Annotated in this window: 13 protein-coding genes, 2 tRNA genes, 2 rRNA genes and 1 riboswitch; of the genes, 6 read left to right on the top strand and 11 right to left on the bottom strand. The window is 44.2% G+C overall.

Annotated features, from left to right (window positions below):
- Window positions 1-3: 3 nt before the first annotated feature.
- From CWO08_RS10265 to CWO08_RS10245, 5 genes are all read right to left on the bottom strand, one after another.
- Window positions 4-336 (bottom strand): hypothetical protein, encoded by a 333-nt coding sequence (locus tag CWO08_RS10265; protein ID WP_048657948.1) that lies wholly within the window; start codon window positions 334-336, stop codon window positions 4-6.
- Entirely contained in the window at window positions 329-976 is a 648-nt protein-coding gene (gene pilO, locus CWO08_RS10260; protein ID WP_048662721.1) for a type 4a pilus biogenesis protein PilO, read from the bottom strand. The genes CWO08_RS10265 and pilO overlap by 8 nt, the downstream gene beginning before the upstream one ends.
- Window positions 976-2,418 carry an MSHA biogenesis protein MshI gene (locus CWO08_RS10255; RefSeq protein ID WP_108020392.1) on the bottom strand — a complete coding sequence of 481 codons (1,443 nt, stop codon included), beginning with the start codon at window positions 2,416-2,418 and terminating at the stop codon, window positions 976-978. The genes pilO and CWO08_RS10255 overlap by 1 nt, the downstream gene beginning before the upstream one ends.
- 2 nt (window positions 2,419-2,420) lie before the next feature.
- Window positions 2,421-4,436 carry an RNase E specificity factor CsrD gene (gene csrD, locus CWO08_RS10250; protein ID WP_108020391.1) on the bottom strand — a complete coding sequence of 672 codons (2,016 nt, stop codon included), beginning with the start codon at window positions 4,434-4,436 and terminating at the stop codon, window positions 2,421-2,423.
- A gap of 161 nt (window positions 4,437-4,597) precedes the next feature.
- Window positions 4,598-5,173, bottom strand: coding sequence for a single-stranded DNA-binding protein (locus tag CWO08_RS10245; RefSeq protein WP_108020390.1), 576 nt, complete (start codon window positions 5,171-5,173; stop codon window positions 4,598-4,600).
- A gap of 278 nt (window positions 5,174-5,451) precedes the next feature.
- Between CWO08_RS10245 and CWO08_RS10240 the strand changes: the two genes are divergently transcribed.
- From CWO08_RS10240 to CWO08_RS10225, 4 genes are all read left to right on the top strand, one after another.
- Window positions 5,452-6,099 (top strand): LuxR C-terminal-related transcriptional regulator, encoded by a 648-nt coding sequence (locus CWO08_RS10240; protein WP_029222919.1) that lies wholly within the window; start codon window positions 5,452-5,454, stop codon window positions 6,097-6,099.
- 157 nt (window positions 6,100-6,256) lie between these two features.
- Window positions 6,257-7,129 carry a UTP--glucose-1-phosphate uridylyltransferase GalU gene (galU, locus tag CWO08_RS10235; protein WP_108020389.1) on the top strand — a complete coding sequence of 291 codons (873 nt, stop codon included), beginning with the start codon at window positions 6,257-6,259 and terminating at the stop codon, window positions 7,127-7,129.
- 150 nt (window positions 7,130-7,279) lie between these two features.
- Window positions 7,280-10,111 (top strand): excinuclease ABC subunit UvrA, encoded by a 2,832-nt coding sequence (uvrA, locus tag CWO08_RS10230; protein ID WP_108020388.1) that lies wholly within the window; start codon window positions 7,280-7,282, stop codon window positions 10,109-10,111.
- Between the two features lie 96 nt (window positions 10,112-10,207).
- Window positions 10,208-11,971: a PglL family O-oligosaccharyltransferase gene (locus tag CWO08_RS10225; RefSeq protein ID WP_108020387.1), complete on the top strand. Its 1,764-nt coding sequence runs from the start codon at window positions 10,208-10,210 to the stop codon at window positions 11,969-11,971.
- A 107-nt stretch (window positions 11,972-12,078) separates the two neighbouring features.
- On the opposite strand, the gene CWO08_RS10220 is transcribed toward CWO08_RS10225, so the two are convergent.
- Entirely contained in the window at window positions 12,079-13,218 is a 1,140-nt protein-coding gene (locus tag CWO08_RS10220) for an alanine--glyoxylate aminotransferase family protein (protein ID WP_108020386.1), read from the bottom strand.
- 176 nt (window positions 13,219-13,394) lie between these two features.
- Window positions 13,395-13,572: riboswitch (Lysine riboswitch) on the top strand.
- A gap of 108 nt (window positions 13,573-13,680) precedes the next feature.
- Here CWO08_RS10220 and lysC point away from each other — a divergent pair.
- Window positions 13,681-15,048 carry a lysine-sensitive aspartokinase 3 gene (gene lysC, locus CWO08_RS10215; protein WP_108020385.1) on the top strand — a complete coding sequence of 456 codons (1,368 nt, stop codon included), beginning with the start codon at window positions 13,681-13,683 and terminating at the stop codon, window positions 15,046-15,048.
- A gap of 111 nt (window positions 15,049-15,159) precedes the next feature.
- Here the strand turns inward: lysC and metH are convergent, their stop codons facing one another.
- The gene (gene metH / locus CWO08_RS10210; RefSeq protein WP_108020384.1) at window positions 15,160-18,837 is read right to left on the bottom strand and encodes a methionine synthase; all 3,678 of its coding nucleotides are present in this window, start codon (window positions 18,835-18,837) and stop codon (window positions 15,160-15,162) included.
- Between the two features lie 169 nt (window positions 18,838-19,006).
- Here metH and CWO08_RS10205 point away from each other — a divergent pair, with 169 nt between their 5' ends.
- On the top strand, window positions 19,007-20,287 hold the full coding sequence (locus CWO08_RS10205; protein ID WP_017061334.1) for a sodium:proton antiporter: 1,281 nt from the start codon (window positions 19,007-19,009) through the stop codon (window positions 20,285-20,287).
- A gap of 921 nt (window positions 20,288-21,208) precedes the next feature.
- Here the strand turns inward: CWO08_RS10205 and CWO08_RS10200 are convergent.
- From CWO08_RS10200 to CWO08_RS10185, 4 genes are all read right to left on the bottom strand, one after another.
- Window positions 21,209-21,285, bottom strand: a tRNA-Trp gene (locus CWO08_RS10200).
- A 60-nt stretch (window positions 21,286-21,345) separates the two neighbouring features.
- Window positions 21,346-21,422, bottom strand: a tRNA-Asp gene (locus CWO08_RS10195).
- 67 nt (window positions 21,423-21,489) lie between these two features.
- Window positions 21,490-21,605 (bottom strand): 5S ribosomal RNA (rrf, locus tag CWO08_RS10190).
- Window positions 21,606-21,699: 94 nt separating this feature from the next.
- Window positions 21,700-22,347, bottom strand: a 23S ribosomal RNA gene (locus CWO08_RS10185); the annotation flags it as partial.

Genomic DNA, 22,347 nt, shown 5'->3' with positions numbered 1-22,347 from the left:
ACCTTAATTATTCTTAACATCTAAAGAGAACATCTCTAATTTCCACTGCTTAGAGCTTCTCTGCAGAGTGACGTATTCTGGATCTATGTTCTTAACTCGGTACCCTCTGATCGTTTCCCCTTGGCCGAGAATCTGACCATTCATAATCGCATAGCAAGGCGTATCTCCCTTACACACGATGCTTTCTAAAGAAGGTAAGCGATAGCGAGTTGGTGCTTTCTTAGCAGGTGCCGTTTTCTGTTGAGGTGAAAGCCAGCCTAATGGCGCCGTTGGATCTTGCTCAGCCCACACCACGGAACTGCTAAACAGCAGAAACAACAAAAGAGTTCTAACCACCGATAAACTCCTGTCTGGTACCTAATGTATAAACCTCGAACACCAGTCGAGCTTTAGGATATTCCTCTACCGTGTATTCAAATGTGCGCCAGTAATAGCTAACAGGAAGAGACTCAAGTGCTTGAAGGTAAGCTGAAATATCAAAGTAACTACCTGTTAGTTCCATTCTCACAGGGTGAAGAAAGTAGCCTGAATATTCACTGGTTTCTTTATTGTTCGAAATCGCCTCTGGTTTTAACGACTCTAGCGATTCAAGCTTAAGCCCATTGCCGGCATTAAGAACACTCTCCAATAATTGCGACATTTGAGAAGGCGTAATCAACCCGTCGACAATTTCTGAAAGCTGCAATGAAAGATCTTGGCTCTCTCGCATTAGTTTCTTGTATTCGAGGTTAATTTCTTTATCTGGGTCTTTGTTTAACTTAGCTTGTAGAACAAGTAACTCACCTTGCTGCCTTTGGTTTGATTGAGTCAGGCTGGTCGCCTTAGCATTTTTCGCTTGTAAGTCGAGATACGCGGGCTCTACCAATAAGGTAAACAACAACATGGATAGGCCAACAAAACCACACACGAAAAGTAGCCATTTTTCTCTTTGGCTCAATGCAAGAAACTTATCGCTAAGTTGATTCCACTGCTGCATTATTTACTCTCCCGACGAGTACTTAACTCAAACGTCACCACATCCTTATCATTACGACCTATTTTTAGTTTTTCAAAAGCACGTCCAACTAAATTAAGCTCACTTTTAAACTGACCAATCCAGTTAGGAACGACATTTGCGTTACGAGCCAAGCCACTAAGATCTAAAGTATCGTGGGTCATGTAGATGTGCGAAAGAGAGATGTCATTTCGGCCTAGTTTAGCTAAGGAATTCATGACGCCAGAATACCCGACTTGTTGGGATTCGTCGTATTGCCCGACCGCCTTCAAAGCCTCTTTTTTTGCTTGAGTCTCACGTTTGAGACGCGCAACGGCCGCCACTTTCTCTGGGGACGGTTTGTGTTGAGTTAACTTACTATTCAATTGGTTAACTTGCTTGTTAAGTTGATTCGAGTCTTGTTGCAGGGCTGTTAGTTCTTTATCTAGATTAGATACTTGGTACTGCATCGCGAAGTAACCACCAAGCAATAAAACACAAACTAGCCCCCAGCTCGCAACAACATTGGTCAGCGTAAAATATTCTTTTTTAGGCTTAAGATGTTCAGGGTAAAGATTAACCTTAAACGTCTCTTTTTCAGCTGCGAGTTTAACCAACAAACTCTCTGAATTATCACGTTCATCTTCAACCAACAATGAAACTGTCGAGCTCAATGTACTATTTAAGGCACTTTGTAACTCTGCTTCATCTTCTTCGTCACAGCAAATTTTCAGCTGGTGAAGCTGTGTACCTTTAATTTGTGAAGAAAGGTAATCAATCGAGCGTTGAAGCTCTAAAGCGAGACCATCTAACTGCAGAGCACTTGACGCAACACCCGTTAAAGGTGGAACAACACTGCGAATCGTTCTTTGAAAACAAACGGTATTTTCAACAAACGCACCCAACTTAAAGTGTGAATTAGCGCTGCGCTGTAAAAGGATGAAGTTAGACAACTCGCCAGCACTGTAACCCCAGATTTCATCTTCAGGAGCTACTCCAACTAATTCGATCTGAACCGAGTTGGCAATATTTAAAAGCTTATCTAACAGCTTTTTAGGCAAGACATACACTTGCAGCTTGTTCGACGTCGGAAGCGCGACCGCACTCGCCGTGATCTCAGTAACCCTTTCAGAGACGAGATCTTTGAGTAAAAATGGCAACGCAACCGACCATTCACTCTCTGGAATGTCCGGTTTATCAAGTTGATAGGTTTGGTAGTAGTTAGCACAGACAACCAACTGGAGACGATTACTGGCAAACGCCTCACTGCTAAGCGATTTTTTTAGCGCACTCTCCCAGTCCCCATTAACCACGGGAATGCTGGTTACTTGAGGTTCTTGTTCTGTCGGTGAAATATAAATGGCATCATTGCCCAGCAGGACAACTTGCGAGCTACCTTTATTATTCGTTGGCTTTATCTTGTCTAAAATCGCTTTAAAATTCATTCTTAACTACTACTCTTACGCCATCGATTTCTTCGTCCAACTTTGACAACAGATTCCGCTTTCACGGCCTTTTCAGCTTGACTAGGCAAAGGGATAATTTGTTGTTCTTCGTCGAAATATCTTCCTTGATAGCCGTTAATGCCTAACTCTATCAAGGTATTCTTCTCTTGTTTTGTCTCGACTCCAACGGCAATAACTTGGGTTGGAGAGTCACCGCACGCCCCAATTAAGCTTCGGACAAACAGTTGGTTCTCATGCCTTTGATCAATTTTCTTGATTAAGCTTCGATGAAGCTTAATGTAATTAACCTTTAAATCTTTTATATAGTGAGTACTAACAATGGTTCGCCCCGCTTGGCCAACCACAACTTTACACCCTAAACCTCGCAGCATCTTTGCCACCGGTCTCATATAATCAAGATGAGCAATCAAGTGCCCTTCTGGAAACTCAAATGAAAGCTGAGAGCGGTGCTGAGCAGAAAGCTGTAACAACTCACTCCTAAACCACTTAAAGTGCTGTTTATTAGCAAACGGGGTAACATTCAGATTCACCGAATAGTTGATAGGTTGAGTTGATTCTTTCAGCGATTTCAACACAACCTTTAGAACCGATTGGTCCATTTGAGCTTGATAACCCACTTGCTCTACCGCAGGCATAAATCGAGACGATTTCAATAAACCTTTATCAGGATCCTGAATTCTAGTAAATATTTCTCTATGTAATTCATTAGCTTGACCAGATTCCGGCATAAGATAACACCGCTGAGCAAAGATTACTAAATTTTCAGGAAGCAGCGCTTTATCAAGTAATGTTCTCCAACGAACACTGCCTCTATCCAACTCATTCTTATTCTGTTTCGGGTAACGGCTCCAGTTATTTATACGCTCTAACTGAGCACTCTTTAATGCCGTTTCCGTTTCATCCATGATCTGGCTGTGACGATCACCTTCGGTATACATAGTCACACCGATATGACACCAGTTTTCGGATTCCAAAGGCTCTGGCGGGGTTAGTTTATCCAACTGCCTTAAACATTGAGCTGCCAAGGTCGCAATATCTTTTGCACCCTGGTGAGGGATGAATACAGCAAAGTCCGCTTCGTAATAGCGAGAAAAAATGACATCTGGATAACGCTGAACGATATTCGATAAGACTTCACCGACTTCAATAATAAAGCCGTCAGTGATTTGCTTGTCGTTAGCATCACGAACTTGTTCCCATTCGTCGATACGTATCAGTAACACACCACCTCGAGCACCACTTTCATGCAGTACCGATTCCAGTTTATTATCAAATAAAACTCGGTTTGCCGTGCCCGTGAGTTTATCTAGGAAGGTATGGGTACGAATAAAGGTATCAAAGCGACTTCGCTCTTGACGAGCATCTTGTAGCTCTTCAATCAATACATCTAAGGCTTCACTTGCCGTATAAGGCCATTCACGCTCATCCCCCTTTGCGTGAGGTTCAACCTGTCCAGCAAGGATCATTCTTCCTCGCTCTTCTAAGATCTCAGAACCCATGAGTTGCTCTTTCAACCAACGAACACCGCGAGCCAGACAGAACAAGACCAATGCGACAGCCAAAGTAATTGACCACATCGCTTCCATTGAGTAGTTGTAGCCAATATAAGGAGGGAGTGCTTTAAATTCGATTCGATACCCTTCATTACGCTCTAAAATGAAGCTTTTCTCATAAAGACGATTGGGATCAATTTGTGGGGAGGTATCTTTGAAACGATAGACGATGCCAGTCTTGTTCGAGAGTTTCATCTCAACAATATTGCTCGCCTGCAACATTTTAGGCATCCAACGCTGCATTGAATACGCGGCGTCGGGATCTTCCATCTCTTTATCTACAACGTCGACAATACCAACCAAATAATGGTCTAAATATTCCTGTCCAATACGCTTAAAGGAAAGTGTGCCACCAATAAAAAGAATGAACATCGCGCTGATCACTATCACTGTGACAAATGCGACCAATCGGGTGCTCAATTTTAGTGTCGGGGTATATCTCATGAATAACGAAATCCTTTTCAACTCACATTATACCGTATTGCTACTTATACTATAAATTGACGTTGTAAATAAAGCGTTAAGAATTGTAGGTAACAAAAAGCCGCGATGAACGCGGCTTTTTCCAATTTAATACTGTCTTTATAATATATTAAAAACAGAGCTTAAAATGGGATGTCATCATCAAAATCCATTGGCGGCTCATTATATTGAGGTTGAGCCTGCTGAGGAGCTTGTTGAGGTGCTTTCGGCTGCTGTTGAGCTGGAGCACTATATTGTTGCTGCTGTTGTTGTGGCTGCTGTGGCTGACCCCAACCACCTTGCTGTTGGTTGTTACCCATGCCACCTTGAGCAGGAGCACCACCTTGAGCAGGAGCACCACCTTGAGCACGGCCGCCAAGCATTTGCATTACACCATTGAAGCCTTGAACAACCACTTCAGTTGTGTAGCGATCTTGACCGCTTTGATCTTGCCATTTACGTGTTTGAAGTTGACCTTCAATGTAAACTTGAGAACCTTTACGTAGGTACTCACCAGCAACTTCCGCAAGCTTGCCAAACAGAGCAACACGGTGCCATTCTGTTTTTTCACGTTGCTCGCCAGTTGCTTTATCACGCCATGACTCTGACGTTGCAATGGTAATGTTCGCTACTGCGCCGCCATTTGGCATGTAACGAATTTCAGGGTCATTACCTAGGTTACCCACTAATATAACTTTGTTAACTCCACGGCTAGCCATGATTTGCTCCGTCTAAATTCATAGTCTCAGAAAATTTTTAGCGCACAAGAATAGCATGCTTTTCTGCTGTGATAAATCGCTTCCTATTCTCACTCCACTACAAAGAATAAAAACGTAACAAATCATGATATTCAGAGCGATGTTGCTTTTTTCTCCACTTACAAACCACTCATTTACTTTGATAATTGATATTCAACGCAAGTCACTATCAAGACGCTAGAGAAGCTAAAGCCTGCATGACAACGTGGAATCTAATCCCACTCAAACAGGACGTTTCAATGAGAAAATCAAGATACGCTCGCACTTTGCATTTTCTGTGCATCGACCCAAACGATACCTATCTACATGTAAAAGAGATAGAAAAGCACTTATCTATTATTCTCTACAAAATGACACCCGACGAATTAATGCTAGTTGATAGAAAGCAGAGTAACCGGATCTTACTCGTCGATTACAGAGAGGTACCACAACTACTGGTTATTTGTCCTAACCTGACTGTTATGTGGAAAAATCACGAAATCATTTTATTCAATGTCCCCCAGCAACTTCCAACCTCAGAGCTTCTTACCTATGGGGTACTAAAAGGACTCTTTTACAACACTGAACAAAAGGACAAGATTGCTCGTGGTCTTCAAGAAGTCATTGATGGCGATAACTGGCTGCCAAGGAAGGTAACCAATCAACTGTTGTTTTATTATCGCAATATGGTCAATACCAACACGACACCAACCAATGTTGATTTAACCATTCGTGAGATCCAGGTGATTCGCTGTCTTCAATCAGGGTCTTCAAACACACAAATCGCCGATGACTTGTTTATTAGTGAGTTCACGGTTAAATCTCACCTTTATCAGATATTCCGTAAGTTGGCGGTCAAAAATAGAGTTCAAGCGATTGCATGGGCAAACCAGAATCTGCTTGCATAATCGATCCGCCTCTTAGTCTGACGATAATTTTGAGGGAAGCTCTAGAAAACCATAGCTATTGTTACTGAATTTTCGACATAACTTGTGCTAGAGTTGCCCTCAGAAATATCAACCACTCAGGTTGAATCAATAATTATTATAGATAAAGGGTCTTATCATGATCAAAAAGTGCCTTTTCCCGGCAGCTGGCTACGGTACACGTTTTTTACCTGCAACTAAGTCAATGCCTAAAGAAATGATGCCTGTAGTAAACAAGCCTCTGATTGAATACGGTGTAGAGGAAGCTATCGAAGCTGGTATGGATGGAATGTGTATCGTTACTGGCCGTGGTAAACATTCACTGATGGATCACTTTGATAAGAACTACGAGCTTGAGCACCAGATTAGCGGCACCAATAAAGAAGACCTATTGGTTAATATCCGTGAAACGATTGAAGCAGCAAACTTCACCTACATTCGTCAACGTGAGATGAAAGGCCTTGGCCACGCTATCTTGACGGGTCGCGAACTTGTAGGTGATGAACCATTCGCCGTTGTACTTGCCGATGACCTTTGTGTTAACGAGCAACAAGGTGTATTGGCTCAAATGGTTGCGCTATACAAACAGTTCCGCTGTTCTATTGTTGCTGTACAAGAAGTTCCTGAAGAAGAAACTCACAAGTACGGTGTTATCTCAGGCGAAATGATTAAAGATGATCTTTTTCGTGTTGATGACATGGTAGAAAAGCCAGAACAAGGTACTGCTCCAAGCAACCTAGCGATCATTGGTCGTTATATTCTGACTCCAGATATCTTTGAACTAATTGAGCAAACAGAACCAGGTAAAGGCGGCGAGATCCAGATTACCGATGCATTGTTAAAACAAGCAAAAGCGGGCTGTGTATTGGCTTACAAATTTAAAGGCCAACGTTTTGACTGTGGTAGTGTTGAAGGCTACATCGAAGCAACAAACTACTGCTTTGAAAACCTATACAAAAAAGACCAAAAGCAAATCGAGCTAGGTAAGCACTCGACCAAGAAAGAAGCATAACGACTGGTTAATAACTAGCGTTTCGAATGGTAAAAGGGTGGCTCGATGAGTCACCCTTTTTTGTTTTACTGTTTTTTTATCCAGTAAAACTTTGCACAAATCTCACTCTATGTAATACTTTAGCCACTTAAAATTACATGGTCTATTGAGATGGATAAAATAGAAATTAGAGGCGCTCGTACGCATAACCTCAAAGACGTTAACCTAACGATTCCCCGCGATAAACTCACGGTTATCACTGGACTATCCGGTTCAGGGAAGTCGTCACTTGCGTTTGATACTCTCTACGCAGAAGGACAACGTCGCTATGTTGAGTCTTTGTCTGCCTACGCTCGCCAATTTCTATCTCTTATGGAAAAACCCGATGTAGACCACATTGAAGGTTTATCTCCAGCTATCTCGATAGAGCAAAAATCGACGTCACATAACCCCCGCTCAACCGTCGGTACTATTACTGAAGTCTATGATTACCTTAGGTTACTGTATGCGCGAGTTGGCGAACCTCGTTGTCCAGATCACAACATCCCTCTAGCTGCGCAAACTATCAGCCAAATGGTGGATAAGGTACTTGAACTACCAGCTGGCTCAAAAATGATGTTACTGGCGCCTATCGTCAAAGAACGCAAAGGTGAGCATGTTAAAACACTGGAAAACTTAGCGGCACAAGGCTTTATCCGTGCGCGCATTGATGGTGAAACCTGTGATCTATCCGATCCACCAGCACTTGAACTTCATAAGAAACACACCATTGAAGTTGTGGTAGACAGATTCAAAGTTCGTCCTGATCTTCAACAGCGTTTAGCTGAGTCATTCGAGACCACATTAGAGCTATCTGGCGGCACCGCTGTCGTCGGTTGGATGGATGAAACAGACCAAGAAGAGATCGTATTCTCTGCTAACTTCGCTTGTCCAAAGTGTGGCTACAGCATGCAGGAACTAGAGCCTCGCCTATTCTCTTTCAATAACCCAGCTGGGGCATGCGGTACTTGTGATGGTCTTGGGGTTCAGCAGTATTTTGACCCAAGCCGAGTGATTTTGGATGAGAACCTAAGTATCGCAGAAGGTGCGATCAAAGGTTGGGATCAAAAGAACTACTACTATTTCCAGATGCTAACATCGCTGTCAGAACATTATGGTTTTGATTTGTATGCGCCACTTAATTCTCTGCCTAAAAAGACTCAAGAGATCATTCTTAAAGGATCAGGTCGTACTGAAGTGGAATTCAAGTACATCAATGACCGAGGAGATATTCGAGTTAAGCGTCATCCGTTTGAAGGCATCTTAAATACGCTAGAGCGCCGTTACCGTGATACTGAATCTAGCGCAGTGCGTGAAGATCTAGCCAAGTACATATCAACCAAATCATGTTCTAGCTGTGATGGTACTCGCTTAAGATTAGAGGCTCGAAATGTTTTCATTGGTGATACAACACTGCCGGAAATCGTTGAACTGAGCATTGCTGACGCACTACAATTTTTCCAAGAATTGAAATTAGACGGTCAGCGTGGGCAGATCGCAGATAAAGTGATGAAAGAGATCAATGATCGTCTGCATTTCTTAGTCAACGTTGGTTTAAACTACCTTAACCTATCACGCAGTGCCGAGACGCTGTCTGGTGGTGAGGCGCAACGTATTCGTTTGGCGAGCCAAATCGGTGCCGGTTTAGTTGGCGTTATGTATGTACTGGATGAACCATCGATTGGCCTCCACCAGCGCGATAATGAACGTCTGCTGCAAACTTTGGTTCACCTCAGAGATCTAGGTAATACGGTGCTTGTTGTTGAACATGATGAAGACGCAATCCGTTGTGCTGACCATGTTATCGATATCGGCCCAGGTGCAGGTGTGCATGGTGGACACGTGGTAGCAGAAGGCACCATGCAAGACATCATCGAAAACCCGAACTCTTTGACAGGCCAATACCTGAGCGGCGCCAAAGAAATTGCAGTGCCAGAAAAGAGAACACCTATCGACAAGAAAAAGGTCGTAGAGATCGTAGGCGCAACGGGGAACAACCTAAAGAATGTCACCGCGACAATTCCTGTAGGCTTATTCAGTTGTATTACGGGTGTATCAGGTTCAGGTAAATCAACACTAATCAATGACACCTTCTTCAAAGTCGCCCACACTCAATTAAACGGGGCCACGACTGCTGTTCCTGCACAACACAAAAAGATTAAAGGATTAGAACATTTTGATAAGGTGATCGACATAGATCAAAGCCCTATCGGTCGTACACCAAGGTCAAACCCTGCAACCTACACAGGGATCTTCACACCTATCCGTGAATTATTCGCAGGCACACAAGAGTCACGATCTCGTGGTTATAAACCAGGTCGATTTAGCTTTAACGTGCGTGGTGGTCGTTGTGAGGCTTGTCAGGGTGATGGCGTAATCAAAGTAGAGATGCACTTCTTGCCAGATGTGTATGTACCGTGTGATGTGTGTAAAGGTAAACGCTACAACCGTGAAACACTAGAAGTTCGTTACAAGGGCAAAACCATTGACGAAGTCCTTGAAATGACCGTAGAAGATGCGCGTGAGTTCTTCAATCCGGTTCCAGTGATTGCTCGTAAACTGCAAACACTCATGGACGTGGGTCTATCTTACATTCGCTTAGGGCAAGCAGCGACAACCTTATCTGGTGGTGAAGCGCAGCGTGTTAAATTGGCGCGTGAGCTATCGAAGCGAGACACAGGTAAAACCTTGTACATTCTCGATGAACCAACAACAGGTCTTCATTTCCACGATATTCAGCAGCTGTTAACAGTACTACATAGGTTGCGTGATCACGGTAATACGGTTGTCGTGATTGAGCACAACCTAGATGTCGTTAAAACAGCAGACTGGATCCTAGATCTTGGCCCAGAAGGTGGTCAAGGTGGTGGCGAGATTGTTGCAGAAGGTACACCTGAAGATGTGGCTTTAGTCGAAGGTTCACACACCGCTCGCTTCCTTAAGCCTATGTTAAATTTGAAGTAGGTGTAAAATAGCGCCCTGCGAGCAGACAGAAAAATGTTAAAGTAACAGAGCTTGTTTCAGAAGGAACAAGCTCTGTTTTTATAAGGTTAGGGATTTATGGCAACAATACACACTAGCGGTACCCAGCTAGAAAATCAGGTCACTCAGCTACCACTCAACAAAGCATTTCTGGCTTCTTTAGCTGTTGTATTCTTGTTAGCCATGCATTTTTTCATGCCTAACCCTGGAGGCTCGGGGCTTGCGTTATCATTTAACCCAACAACTTGGCTGGCGCTAAGCTTCACGCTAGCAATTGGCTTTTACCAACTCGCTACCAACCGAGTACTTAAGTATTCAAAATTAACGATTGGCTTGTTGATAAGCTGCATCATACTCACACTACCCATTTTATACAGCAATGCAGCTCCTCAAGGAGCTTCAGGACGCTTGCTTGGATTGTGGGCGGGCTTTGCATTATTCTTCGTGCTGCAGCAATTTAAATTCAGCAATAAGCACAAGCAGCGCATGTTGTGGTTCATTGTGCTTGCTGTTGTCATACAAGCACTATTTGGCTATGTGCAATATTTCTTCTTAGAGCCTGGCAACCTATTTGGCTACAACACAGCGGCAAACCGACCATATGGGATATTCCAACAACCGAATGTAATGGCAAGCTTCCTTGCTACGGGCTTTGTGCTTTCAGCTTATCTTTTAGCAAGGCAGCCCGCCAAATATAACCATAAGATCAGTGAGTCCATTTTACTTTATCTAACCCCAACCTTAACCGTACCCCTGTTGATTATCATCGCTTCTCGTACTGGTTGGCTTGCGGCTGGAATTGGATTGATATGTATCCTGCCTTATCTTTACAAGTTCTCGACAAAAAAACGCTTTTACGGATGGTGTATATCTGTAGTGGCTGGTACCGCTGTTGCGTTTACGGTTATTAACTTGAGCGCTACAGACAGTATCGCTAGCAAGAAGGCGAATCTAGAAAGCCCACGAGCTTATACCTTTCCACAAGCTCTAGATATGATGATCGAAAAGCCATTTACCGGTTATGGTTACGGGAAATTTGAATCTGAGTACACCTTGTATACGGCTCGCCAACATCAACTCAACTCGAACTATCATCCCGGCCTTCCTTCAATGGATCACCCTCACAATGAGTTCCTATTTTGGGGAGTTGAAGGGGGCATAGTACCAATCATCGGAATCTTAATTGCTGCAATATTGGTTATGTCACGCATAGCAAGTTCTGCAAAGGGAACGCGTCTAGCTCTGCTCGCATTATTCATTCCAATCCTTTTGCACTCTCAACTCGAGTATCCTTTCTATCATTCGGCGATTCATTGGATAACATTCATTATATTGATTTACTGGGTCGATCAACGCTCTTCCCGACACTATCAACAGCCGTTCAGTATCATCAGTAAAACCTTGTTTCGAGTATCGAGCTTAGTAATACCTATCTTGGTCAGTTTTTATATGTTGAGCGCTCTGCATACCAACTATGTCCTGACCCAATTTGAACTGTCTAAGCCTAAAAACCCAGACATTCTGAAGCAGGTAACCAACCCCGTAGTCTGGAAGGATCGCTATGATTGGGACGTATACAGCACGTACCTTAATATTGGTCTCTATAAAGCAGACCCGAGCCTTATCCAGCCTTACATCGACTGGTCGTTAGAGATCATCAAGAGTAAGCCTAGGCCGGCTTTTTACAGCAACCTTATTCTTGCTTATCAAGGATTGGGGGATCACAGCAAGGCGGAACAAATTCGTAGTGAAGCAAGCTTCTTGTTCCCAGATAGAGACTTTTCAAAGGTTCAGTATAAGAAAGTGTCACAAGCAGAAGATACCGTTTCATCTGCTGAGTGATGTTTAGAATTCGGAACTGATGCACCATTTTTGACCTTTCGGTTTGACACAAAAAAGCGCCCGATCTCTCGGGCGCTTTTCTTTTTAATTTCAGTTCATTGCCGCTACTATTTCAGAACATCTTTTAGCGCTTTGAGGCACAGCGCAACATTCTCTTTACGAGCACCGTAACCCATTAGGCCGATGCGCCACGCCTTACCAGCCAAAGAACCCAGCCCTGCACCAATTTCAAGATTATACTCTTCTAAAAGTTGCGTTCTGATCTTAGCTTCATCAATTCCTTCAGGGAAATAAAGTGCGTTAAGCTGCGGTAAGCGACTCTCTTCATCAACCACAAACTTTAACCCTAGTGCTTCTACGCCATCTTTAAGCTCTTGATGCATCGCATGATGACGAGACCAAGCATTATCTAGACCTTCGTTTTTCAATAGCACGAGAGACTCGTGCAGTGCATAGAGGCTATTTACGGGTGCAGTATGGTGATAACTACGCTTACCTTCACCGCTCCAATAACCTAATACTAGGCTTTGATCTAAGAACCAACTTTGCACAGGTGACTGGCGCGATTTCATTTTATCAACGGCACGCTGAGAGAAAGTCACCGGAGATAGACCCGGCACACAAGACAAACACTTTTGGCTTCCAGAATAAACCGCATCAAGCTGCCACTCATCAACCAGCAATGGCACACCACCTAGTGATGTCACTGCATCAACAATCGTTAACGCATCAAACTGACGAGCGATAGCTGAGATAGCTTGAGCATCAGATAGCGCCCCGGTTGATGTCTCTGCATGCACAAAAGCAACCGCAACAGCGTCAGGGTTGTCCGATAGTGCTTGTTCTACTTTTTCAACTGAAACGGGCTTGCCCCACTCATCATCAACAAGGATCGCTTCGCCACCACAGCGCACCACGTTTTCTCGCATACGCTCACCGAAGACACCGTTACGACAAACAATCACCTTTTCACCAGGCTCAATCAAGTTAACAAAACAGGTCTCCATACCCGCACTGCCCGGTGCAGAAACGGCAATCGTAAATTCGTTTTCAGTCTGAAAAGCGTATTTAAGAAGCTGTTTAAGCTCATCCATCATCGCAATAAAAAGCGGATCTAAGTGACCAATCGTCGGACGGCTTAGAGCCTGCAGTACCTGAGGTGAGATATCAGAAGGACCTGGTCCCATTAACGTTCGGTGTGGTGGATAAAAGCTATCGATAGCAGTAGTGAGTGTTAAATTAGACATGTACATCCCTTACGTTAATGTTGTGAACAATCCACCCTAAAGCAAATTGAGTACCTCAGCAATTAGCCATAAGTATTGAGGTCAAACCACTGTCACATAATTGTTAAAATTATTTTTCAATTATCTCAAGTTACGGATTGACATTGTTACCGCAAACACGTTCAATGAAATGGCTATCTAGCAGAAGAGGAGCACTGCCCAGGCAGGTGTTTTGTGGAACCGCATTTCCAATACAAAACATTTATGGGGAGCAGTGCCGAGATAATAAAAGGATGCAGGACCTTTATTATCGGTTGAGCGGGCTGAATCCCGTCAACTGTCGCCATTTCTATATGGTGAAGAGCTTCTGAGGTTACTATTCTAATAATTCCTCTCTTTTTGCTCTAAAACTCTCTTCGAAAAACATCGGACGTTGGATTACCCAACCGTAATTTTATTTTAGGAAGTCGTGGGAGATATATCGTGAGTGCATCTAATGTAGCTGGTTCTTTTAATGTCGCTAAGTTTGGTGGTACAAGTGTTGCCAACTTTGAAGCAATGAGCCGTTGTGCTGCCATTATTGAAAACAACTCAAATACCAAGTTAGTCGTAAGTTCTGCGTGTTCTGGTGTGACCAATTTGCTCGTTGAACTTGCGAATGGCGTTCAAGATAAAGCTCGTCGTCAGGAATTGATGGCTCAATTAGCGGACATTCATCACGCAATTCTTGGCCAACTGGCAGACTCAGTCAGCATCGAAAAAGAAGTTCACAGCATTCTTGATGACATTGCGAGCGCAGCAGAAGCGGCATCATTTCAAACCAGTACCAAACTGACTGATCACCTTGTCGCATGTGGCGAGTTGATGTCGACACACATCTTGGCTCAGATCATTCGTGAACGAGGCACACCTGCAGTTCGCTTTGATATCAGAGAAGTGATGCGCACTAATGATGACTTCGGCAAAGCAGAACCTCAACTAAAAGATATTTCCGCTCTAGCACAAGAAAAACTTATGCCACTTTGCCAACAGCAAGTTGTCGTTACTCAAGGTTTTATCGGCGCTGATAGTGAAGGCAATACCACGACTTTAGGTCGCGGAGGCAGTGATTATTCGGCTGCACTGATTGCCGAATCAGTACAAGCGATTGGCTTAGAAATTTGGACGGATGTTCCGGGGATCTACACTACCGATCCACGCATCGCACCGAAAGCTTCTCCTATCCCAGAGATCAGCTTCAGTGAAGCATCGGAAATGGCAAACTTTGGTGCGAAGATCTTGCACCCATCGACTCTAGTACCCGCACTACGCCACCAAATCCCAGTATTTGTTGGATCTTCTAAAGCACCAGAGTTAGGTGGCACTTGGATTCGTCAAGAAGTTGAGAGCTCTCCTCTGTTTAGAGCCCTTGCCCTTCGCTGCAACCAAACCATGGTTACGCTGCGTAGCGCTAATATGTTCCATGCTTACGGTTTCCTTGCGAAAGTATTCGAGATCCTTGCTACACATAAGATCTCTGTCGATCTTATCACTACATCAGAGATCAGCGTTTCACTTACGCTGGATCAAACAGACACATCAGGTGGGGCTCCTGAATTACCAGAAGCAGCGCGTATTGAGCTTGAAGAACTGTGTTCTGTCGATATTGAGCATGACCTATGCCTGGTTGCTCTTATTGGTAACAACATGAGCGAAAGCAAAGGCTATGCAAAGCAGGTATTCGGCACTCTAGAAGATTTCAACCTACGTATGATTTGTTACGGAGCAAGCCCACACAATCTGTGCTTCTTGTTGGATGAACCTGTATCTAAGCTAGCAATTCAAAAACTGCATCAAGAGCTTTTTGAATAAGAAGGCAATGAAGAGATTGGGTTAAGTTAACCAAATCACAAATACAAAAAGGGTTGCGATTAAGCAACCCTTTCTCTTTCTAGTTTTACGAATAACTCGCTGATTTAATAACTAGTTAATATTTGGCCCTAACCACTTCTCAGCTTCCAACATATCCCAGCCTTTACGGTCGGCATAGCTATCTACTTGATCCTGTTGAATCTGGGCTATCGCAAAGTATCGAGCATCAGGGTGTGAGAAGTACATCCCTGATACTGAAGCACCTGGCCACATCGCGTAGCTAGACGTTAAGGACATATCGATGGCCTTCTCAACGTCCATCAACTCCCACAATGTGCCTTTCTCTGTGTGCTCTGGACAAGCAGGATAACCTGGAGCAGGACGGATACCTTGGTATTTCTCTCGAATCAAATCGTCGTTAGACAAGTCCTCATCTGGCGAGTAACCCCAAATGTCCTTTCTCACTTCTTTATGCAGATACTCCGCGAACGCTTCAGCCAATCGGTCAGCAACCGCTTGAATCATGATTGCGTTGTAGTCATCACCTTTCGCTTTGTATTCATCAGCCAGTTCTCGCTCACCAATACCGCCGGTCACCGCAAAACCACCAATCCAGTCCGCTTTACCGCTCTCTTTTGGCGCAATGTAATCAGACAGACAATAGTTAAAGCCTTTTGGCTTTTCGGTTTGTTGACGAAGGTTATGTAGAACCTTTAGAACTTCAGTACGAGACTCATCGGTATACACTTCAATATCATCACCAACGCTGTTCGCTGGGAACATGGCACACATACCACGAGCTTCAAGTAACTTCTCTTTCTCTACGCGATCCAGTAGATCGTTAGCATCTTTAAATAAACGTTTTGCTTCTTCACCCACTTCTTCATGTTCAAGAATCGCAGGGTACTTACCAACCAAAGACCACGTCATAAAGAATGGAGTCCAATCGATGTACTGGCGCAAAGTCGCCACATCAAAATCATTGAAGATGTGAACTCCCGGCTTAGCGGGTGCCGGTGGCGTATACGCATCCCAATCGATAGCGACTTTATTGGCACGAGCTCTTTCAAGTGTGACAGGCTTAGTGCGCGGCTTCTTACGATTGTGCTGGTCTCGAACGCGATCATAGTCGATATCTAGCTTCTCAACGAAAGCGGGCTTCAATTCATCAGAAAGTAGTGAAGTACACACACCTACAGCACGCGAGGCGTTATTGACGTAGACCACTGGTTCTGAATAATTTTGTTCAATCTTGACCGCAGTGTGCGCTTTAGATGTAGTTGCGCCGCCGATCAATAGAGGAAGCTTAAAACCTTGTCTTTCCATCTCTTTGGCAACGTGTACCATTTCATCAAGAGATGGCGTGATCAAACCAGAAAGACCGATAATATCGACGTTCTCTTCTTTAGCGACTTTCAGAATCTTTTCACAAGAAACCATTACACCGAGATCGATAATTTCGTAGTTGTTACATTGCAAAACCACGCCAACGATATTCTTACCGATATCGTGTACGTCACCTTTAACGGTCGCTAATAGAATCTTACCGTTAGTTGCGCCCACTTCTTTCGATGCATTGATGAATGGTTCTAGGTGGGCAACCGCTTGTTTCATAACACGCGCAGACTTTACAACCTGTGGTAAGAACATCTTACCTTCACCAAATAGGTCACCGACAACGTTCATGCCGTCCATTAGAGGGCCTTCAATCACCTCGATAGGGCGAGAGGCATTAACGCGAGCTTCTTCGGTATCTTCAACGATAAAATCGGTGATACCTTTAACCAAAGAGTGCTCTAAGCGCTTCTCTACAGGCCAAGTTCTCCATTCTAGAGCAGATTTATCTTCAACCTTACCGACAGCACGCTCTAGGTATTCGGTCGCCATATCAAGCAATCGTTCAGTCGAATCATCACGACGGTTCAATACAACATCTTCAACAGCATCACGCAGATCTTCTGGAACATTATCGTAAATTTCCAGCTGACCAGCGTTTACGATACCCATATCCATACCATTTTTAAAACAGTGATATAGGAATACTGCGTGGATTGCCTCACGAACGTAATTGTTACCGCGGAATGAGAACGACACGTTCGATACACCACCAGAGATCATCGCATGAGGGAGATCACGCTTGATATCCCCTACAGCTTCGATGAAATCGACCGCATAGTTGTTATGTTCATCAATACCAGTAGCAACCGCGAAGATGTTCGGGTCAAAAATAATGTCTTCAGGTGGGAAGCCAACCTCATCAACAAGAATGTTGTAGGCATTGGTACAGATCTCGACTTTACGCTCTCGAGTATCAGCCTGCCCGACTTCATCGAACGCCATCACAATGACAGCTGCACCATAACGACGAACTAATTTGGCTTGCTCAACAAACTTCTCTTTGCCTTCTTTTAGAGAGATTGAGTTAACGATACCTTTGCCTTGAATACATTTCAGACCAGCTTCGATAACTTCCCACTTAGAAGAGTCGACCATGACTGGCACTTTCGAGATTTCTGGTTCTGACGCACATAGATTAAGGAATTTAACCATACACGCCTCAGCGTCTAGCATCCCTTCATCCATGTTGATATCGATAATTTGAGCACCGTTCTCAACTTGCTCTCGAGCAACACTCAAGGCTTCGTCGTAAAGCTCTTCCTTAATAAGGCGCTTAAAGCGGGCAGAACCGGTAACGTTAGTACGCTCACCCACGTTCACGAACAAAGATTCTTTAGCTATCGTCAGTGGCTCTAGTCCCGAAAGACGGCAAGAAACAGGTAAATCCGGCAATTGACGCGGCGTTACACCTTCAACTGCCTCAGCCATTTGGCGGATATGCTCTGGAGTAGTACCACAACAGCCACCAATTAGGTTCAAGAAGCCACTTTCAGCCCACTCTTTAACATGTTCAGCCATATCTTCCGGAGAAAGGTCATACTCACCAAATGCATTAGGTAAGCCCGCATTAGGGTGAGCGGAAACGTTACATTCTGAGATACGAGACATCTCACCAACGTACTCTCGCAGTTCATCAGGACCTAATGCACAGTTCAATCCAAATGAGATAGGTTTTACATGACGAAGTGCGTTGTAGAATGCTTCTGTCGTCTGACCTGAAAGCGTACGACCTGAAGCATCAGTAATGGTACCGGAGATCATAACAGGTAGAGTGATACCCACTTCTTCGAAAACGGATTCAACCGCAAAAGCACACGCTTTCGCGTTCAACGTATCGAAGATAGTTTCGATAAGAATTAAGTCTGAACCGCCCTTAATGAGCGCGCGAGTCGACTCAGAATAAGCTTCAACTAACTCGTCAAAGCTAACATTTCGATAACCTGGATCGTTTACATCAGGCGAGATAGAACAAGTTCGGTTAGTTGGACCTAATACACCCGCGACGAAGCGAGGCTTTTCTGGGGTCTTTGCGGTCCATTCATCAGCCGCTTCACGAGCAAGCTTGGCAGCAGCAAAGTTAATTTCTTCACTAAGGCTTTCCATATCATAGTCGGCCATAGCGATGGTTGTAGCGTTAAAGGTATTGGTTTCGAGGATGTCAGCCCCAGCTTCCAAATATTGTGAATGGATATCTTTGATAAGCTTAGGCTGTGTAAGAACTAAAAGGTCATTGTTACCCTTTAAGTCACTGTGCCAATCAGCAAAGCGTTCACCACGATAGTCTTGCTCTTCCAATTTATAATCCTGAATCATGGTGCCCATGCCACCATCAATCAGTAAAATTCGTTGCTTCAACAGAGCGTCAATCTTTTGCCTTACATTACTTCCCACGGTACAACCTCATTCCTTTAATTATCCCTCCATCCTATCACACATTAAAAAGGAGTCTAGACGTCTAAAAAAGGAAATTGATTACCGACTCATGACAAAAAAATGTTTGCTATTTGAGCATGAGACAACGAAAATTCATATTCATACTTTGTTACATGTTGGAATCCCAATGTCGGTCTATTACACCTTATGCTTCTTGTCCGCTGCAGCCATGCTTATTGCTTTCGTGAATACCAAAATTGGTAAAATGCAGACAACCATCGCCATCACAGCTGGCTCAATGATGTTATCTCTATTGATTATCATTGCGGGACAAAACAATTGGTTCCAATTGGCTGACATCGCCTCAGAAACCGTTGCCAGTATCAACTTTGAAGATTTCTTACTTAAGGGAATCTTGGGGTTCTTGCTCTTTGCCGGTGGTTTGGGGATTAAATTACCAAACCTAAAAGACCAGAAGTGGGAAATAACAGTACTCGCATTAGGTGCAACGCTGTTTTCAACATTCTTTATCGGTTTTGTGCTGTACGGGTTCTGTCAGTTTATTGGTATTCAATTTGACCTGATTTACTGCTTACTGTTTGGTTCTCTAATCTCCCCTACCGACCCCATTGCCGTGTTAGCCATCGTAAAGAAACTCGATGCGCCAAGACGAATCTCTACTCAAATCGAGGGAGAGTCTCTATTTAACGATGGTTTTGGTTTAGTTATCTTCGTAACCTTATTTACCATCGCGTTCGGCACAGAAGCACCGACTGTCGGTAGTGTCACCATGTTATTCGTTCAAGAGGCGATTGGCGGCATTGTCTACGGTTTTGTTTTAGGTCTCGTATTCCACTACCTAATCAGCAACACCGATGACCACTCGATGGAGTTACTATTGACCATCGGCATCCCAACTGCTGGTTATGCGTTTGCTGAAGTTCTACATGTATCAGGACCATTAGCAATGGTGGTATCAGGTATCATGATTGGTAACTGGACTCGCTTTATCGGATTCTCAAAAGAGAGTGAAGATCACCTAGATCATTTCTGGGAATTAATAGATGAATTCTTAAACGGCGTATTATTCCTATTAATTGGTATGTCGATGCTGCTATTCAAATTCCACCAAGAAGACTGGATCTTAATGGCATTCGCAGTCCCTCTAGTATTGAGTGCACGCTACTTGAGTGTTTTCTTGTCTTACATCGGATTTAAACGCTTTAGAACTTACAACCCATGGTCGATTAAGATTCTAACTTGGGGTGGCTTGCGTGGTGGTCTAGCTCTAGCGATGGCACTTTCAATCCCTTCAGGTATCTGGGTAATAGAAGATAAGGCAATAGATGTTAAAGAGATAATCCTTGTTATGACCTATGCCGTAGTAGTGTTCTCGATTCTCGTTCAAGGCTCGACGATCACTCCTATGATAGAAAAAGCGAAGCAAGCTGAGAAAGAGCTAGATTAACATCTAAAAAATTAAACTAGGCTGCCTAATTTAGGTAGCCTTTTTTATACCTGATGAAAATCAGACTTACCAATCTTCTCACTGAAGCTCTAGCTAAAGGTATATGTAGCACATCGATCGTATCTAGGACATTTGATGTACTGATATTGGAGTAATCAAAAATCTCAATGTAGGGTAAACACTAGATTTGGCCAGAACTCTTTCAGGAAGTTCAGCCTAGTTCCTATTCGCAGTAGCGAGTCTACCCAATAAACCACTCACAAGATTGTATAAGTGCCAGATAAAAGGCTTCACCTTTCATCTGGAAACAAAAACAACAGGACTCAACGTCTCGCTTAAATAGCGTTAATATCGCTAGTTATTAATTAGCAAAACTGCAGAACAAAATGAGTGTTGATCAGAAAGCTCTGGTTTTGAACTAAGTCTTTATATTCGACAAGGCTGTACTAAGCAGGAGTTCAAGAGGTTGAGTAGATAGAGATAGCTAAAGGAGCACTTGGTACTTCCAGTGTAACTTCTAAAGATGACAGGAATAATAAAGGCTCTAGCATTTCTACGGGACGCGCAGTCTAGCCTGGGGTGGACTTGGGTCCCTCCGGAGATTCGAGCTAGCTGGCAAAGCAACAGACGTAAACAAGCCCCAGCATTTCTACTGAGGCTTTGATATGACGGGGTGGAGAGATTCGAAATTCCTGCATCCTCTATTTTAGTAATTCGGGGAATCCGCGGCTTACTAATAGCGTATCTTAGATTCAGAAAGCAAAAAGGCTCTAGCATTTCTGCTAGAGCCTTAAATATGACAGGGGTGGACTGGGCCGGCACTCCGGAGATTAGACCGGGCTGGCGATCCAGCTCCCAACATTGCTTCGTAGAAGCAACAGATGTAAACAAGCCTCAGCATTTCTGCTGAGGCTTCGTATATGGCAGGGGTGGAGAGATTCGAACTCCCAACACGCGGATTTGGAATCCGCTGCTCTGCCAATTGGAGCTACACCCCTAAAACTTTTTACTACTTCAGATTCGAAAAAACCTCGCACTAGGCGAGGTTATCGAATAAGTGGCGGAGTGGACGGGACTCGAACCCGCGACCCCCGGCGTGACAGGCCGGTATTCTAACCAACTGAACTACCACTCCGCAGTGGTCAACTCACTAAGTGAGCGTCCATATCTCCAGGTTGGTCAACCTAAAGATTTAATTTAAAGCCTGGCGATGTCCTACTCTCACATGGGGAAGCCCCACACTACCATCGGCGCTATTGTGTTTCACTTCTGAGTTCGGCATGGAATCAGGTGGGTCCACAATGCTATGGTCGCCAAGCAAATTTTAAAATTCGGAAAGCTGTTTTTGTTCTCTTCAAACTCATTCAAGCGTTTGGTATTTCTTTGAGTCCACAAAACCCCTTGGGTGTTGTATGGTTAAGCCTCACGGGCAATTAGTACAGGTTAGCTCAATGCCTCGCAGCACTTACACACCCTGCCTATCAACGTCGTAGTCTACGACAACCCTTTAGGACGCTTATAGCGCCAGGGAAAACTCATCTCAAGGCTCGCTTCCCGCTTAGATGCTTTCAGCGGTTATCGATTCCGAACTTAGCTACCGGGCAATGCCATTGGCATGACAACCCGAACACCAGAGGTTCGTCCACTCCGGTCCTCTCGTACTAGGAGCAGCCCCTTTCAATTTTCCAACGCCCACGGCAGATAGGGACCGAACTGTCTCACGACGTTCTAAACCCAGCTCGCGTACCACTTTAAATGGCGAACAGCCATACCCTTGGGACCGACTTCAGCCCCAGGATGTGATGAGCCGACATCGAGGTGCCAAACACCGCCGTCGATATGAACTCTTGGGCGGTATCAGCCTGTTATCCCCGGAGTACCTTTTATCCGTTGAGCGATGGCCCTTCCATTCAGAACCACCGGATCACTATGACCTGCTTTCGCACCTGCTCGAATTGTCATTCTCGCAGTCAAGCGGGCTTATGCCATTGCACTAACCACACGATGTCCAACCGTGTTTAGCCCACCTTCGTGCTCCTCCGTTACTCTTTGGGAGGAGA

The organism is Vibrio sp. 10N.286.48.B8 (assembly GCF_003050085.1).
In the GTDB taxonomy this organism is placed as follows: domain Bacteria; phylum Pseudomonadota; class Gammaproteobacteria; order Enterobacterales; family Vibrionaceae; genus Vibrio; species Vibrio crassostreae.
Note: the sequence above shows the minus strand (reverse complement) of the source record. Positions and strands in the feature narration are given on the sequence as shown.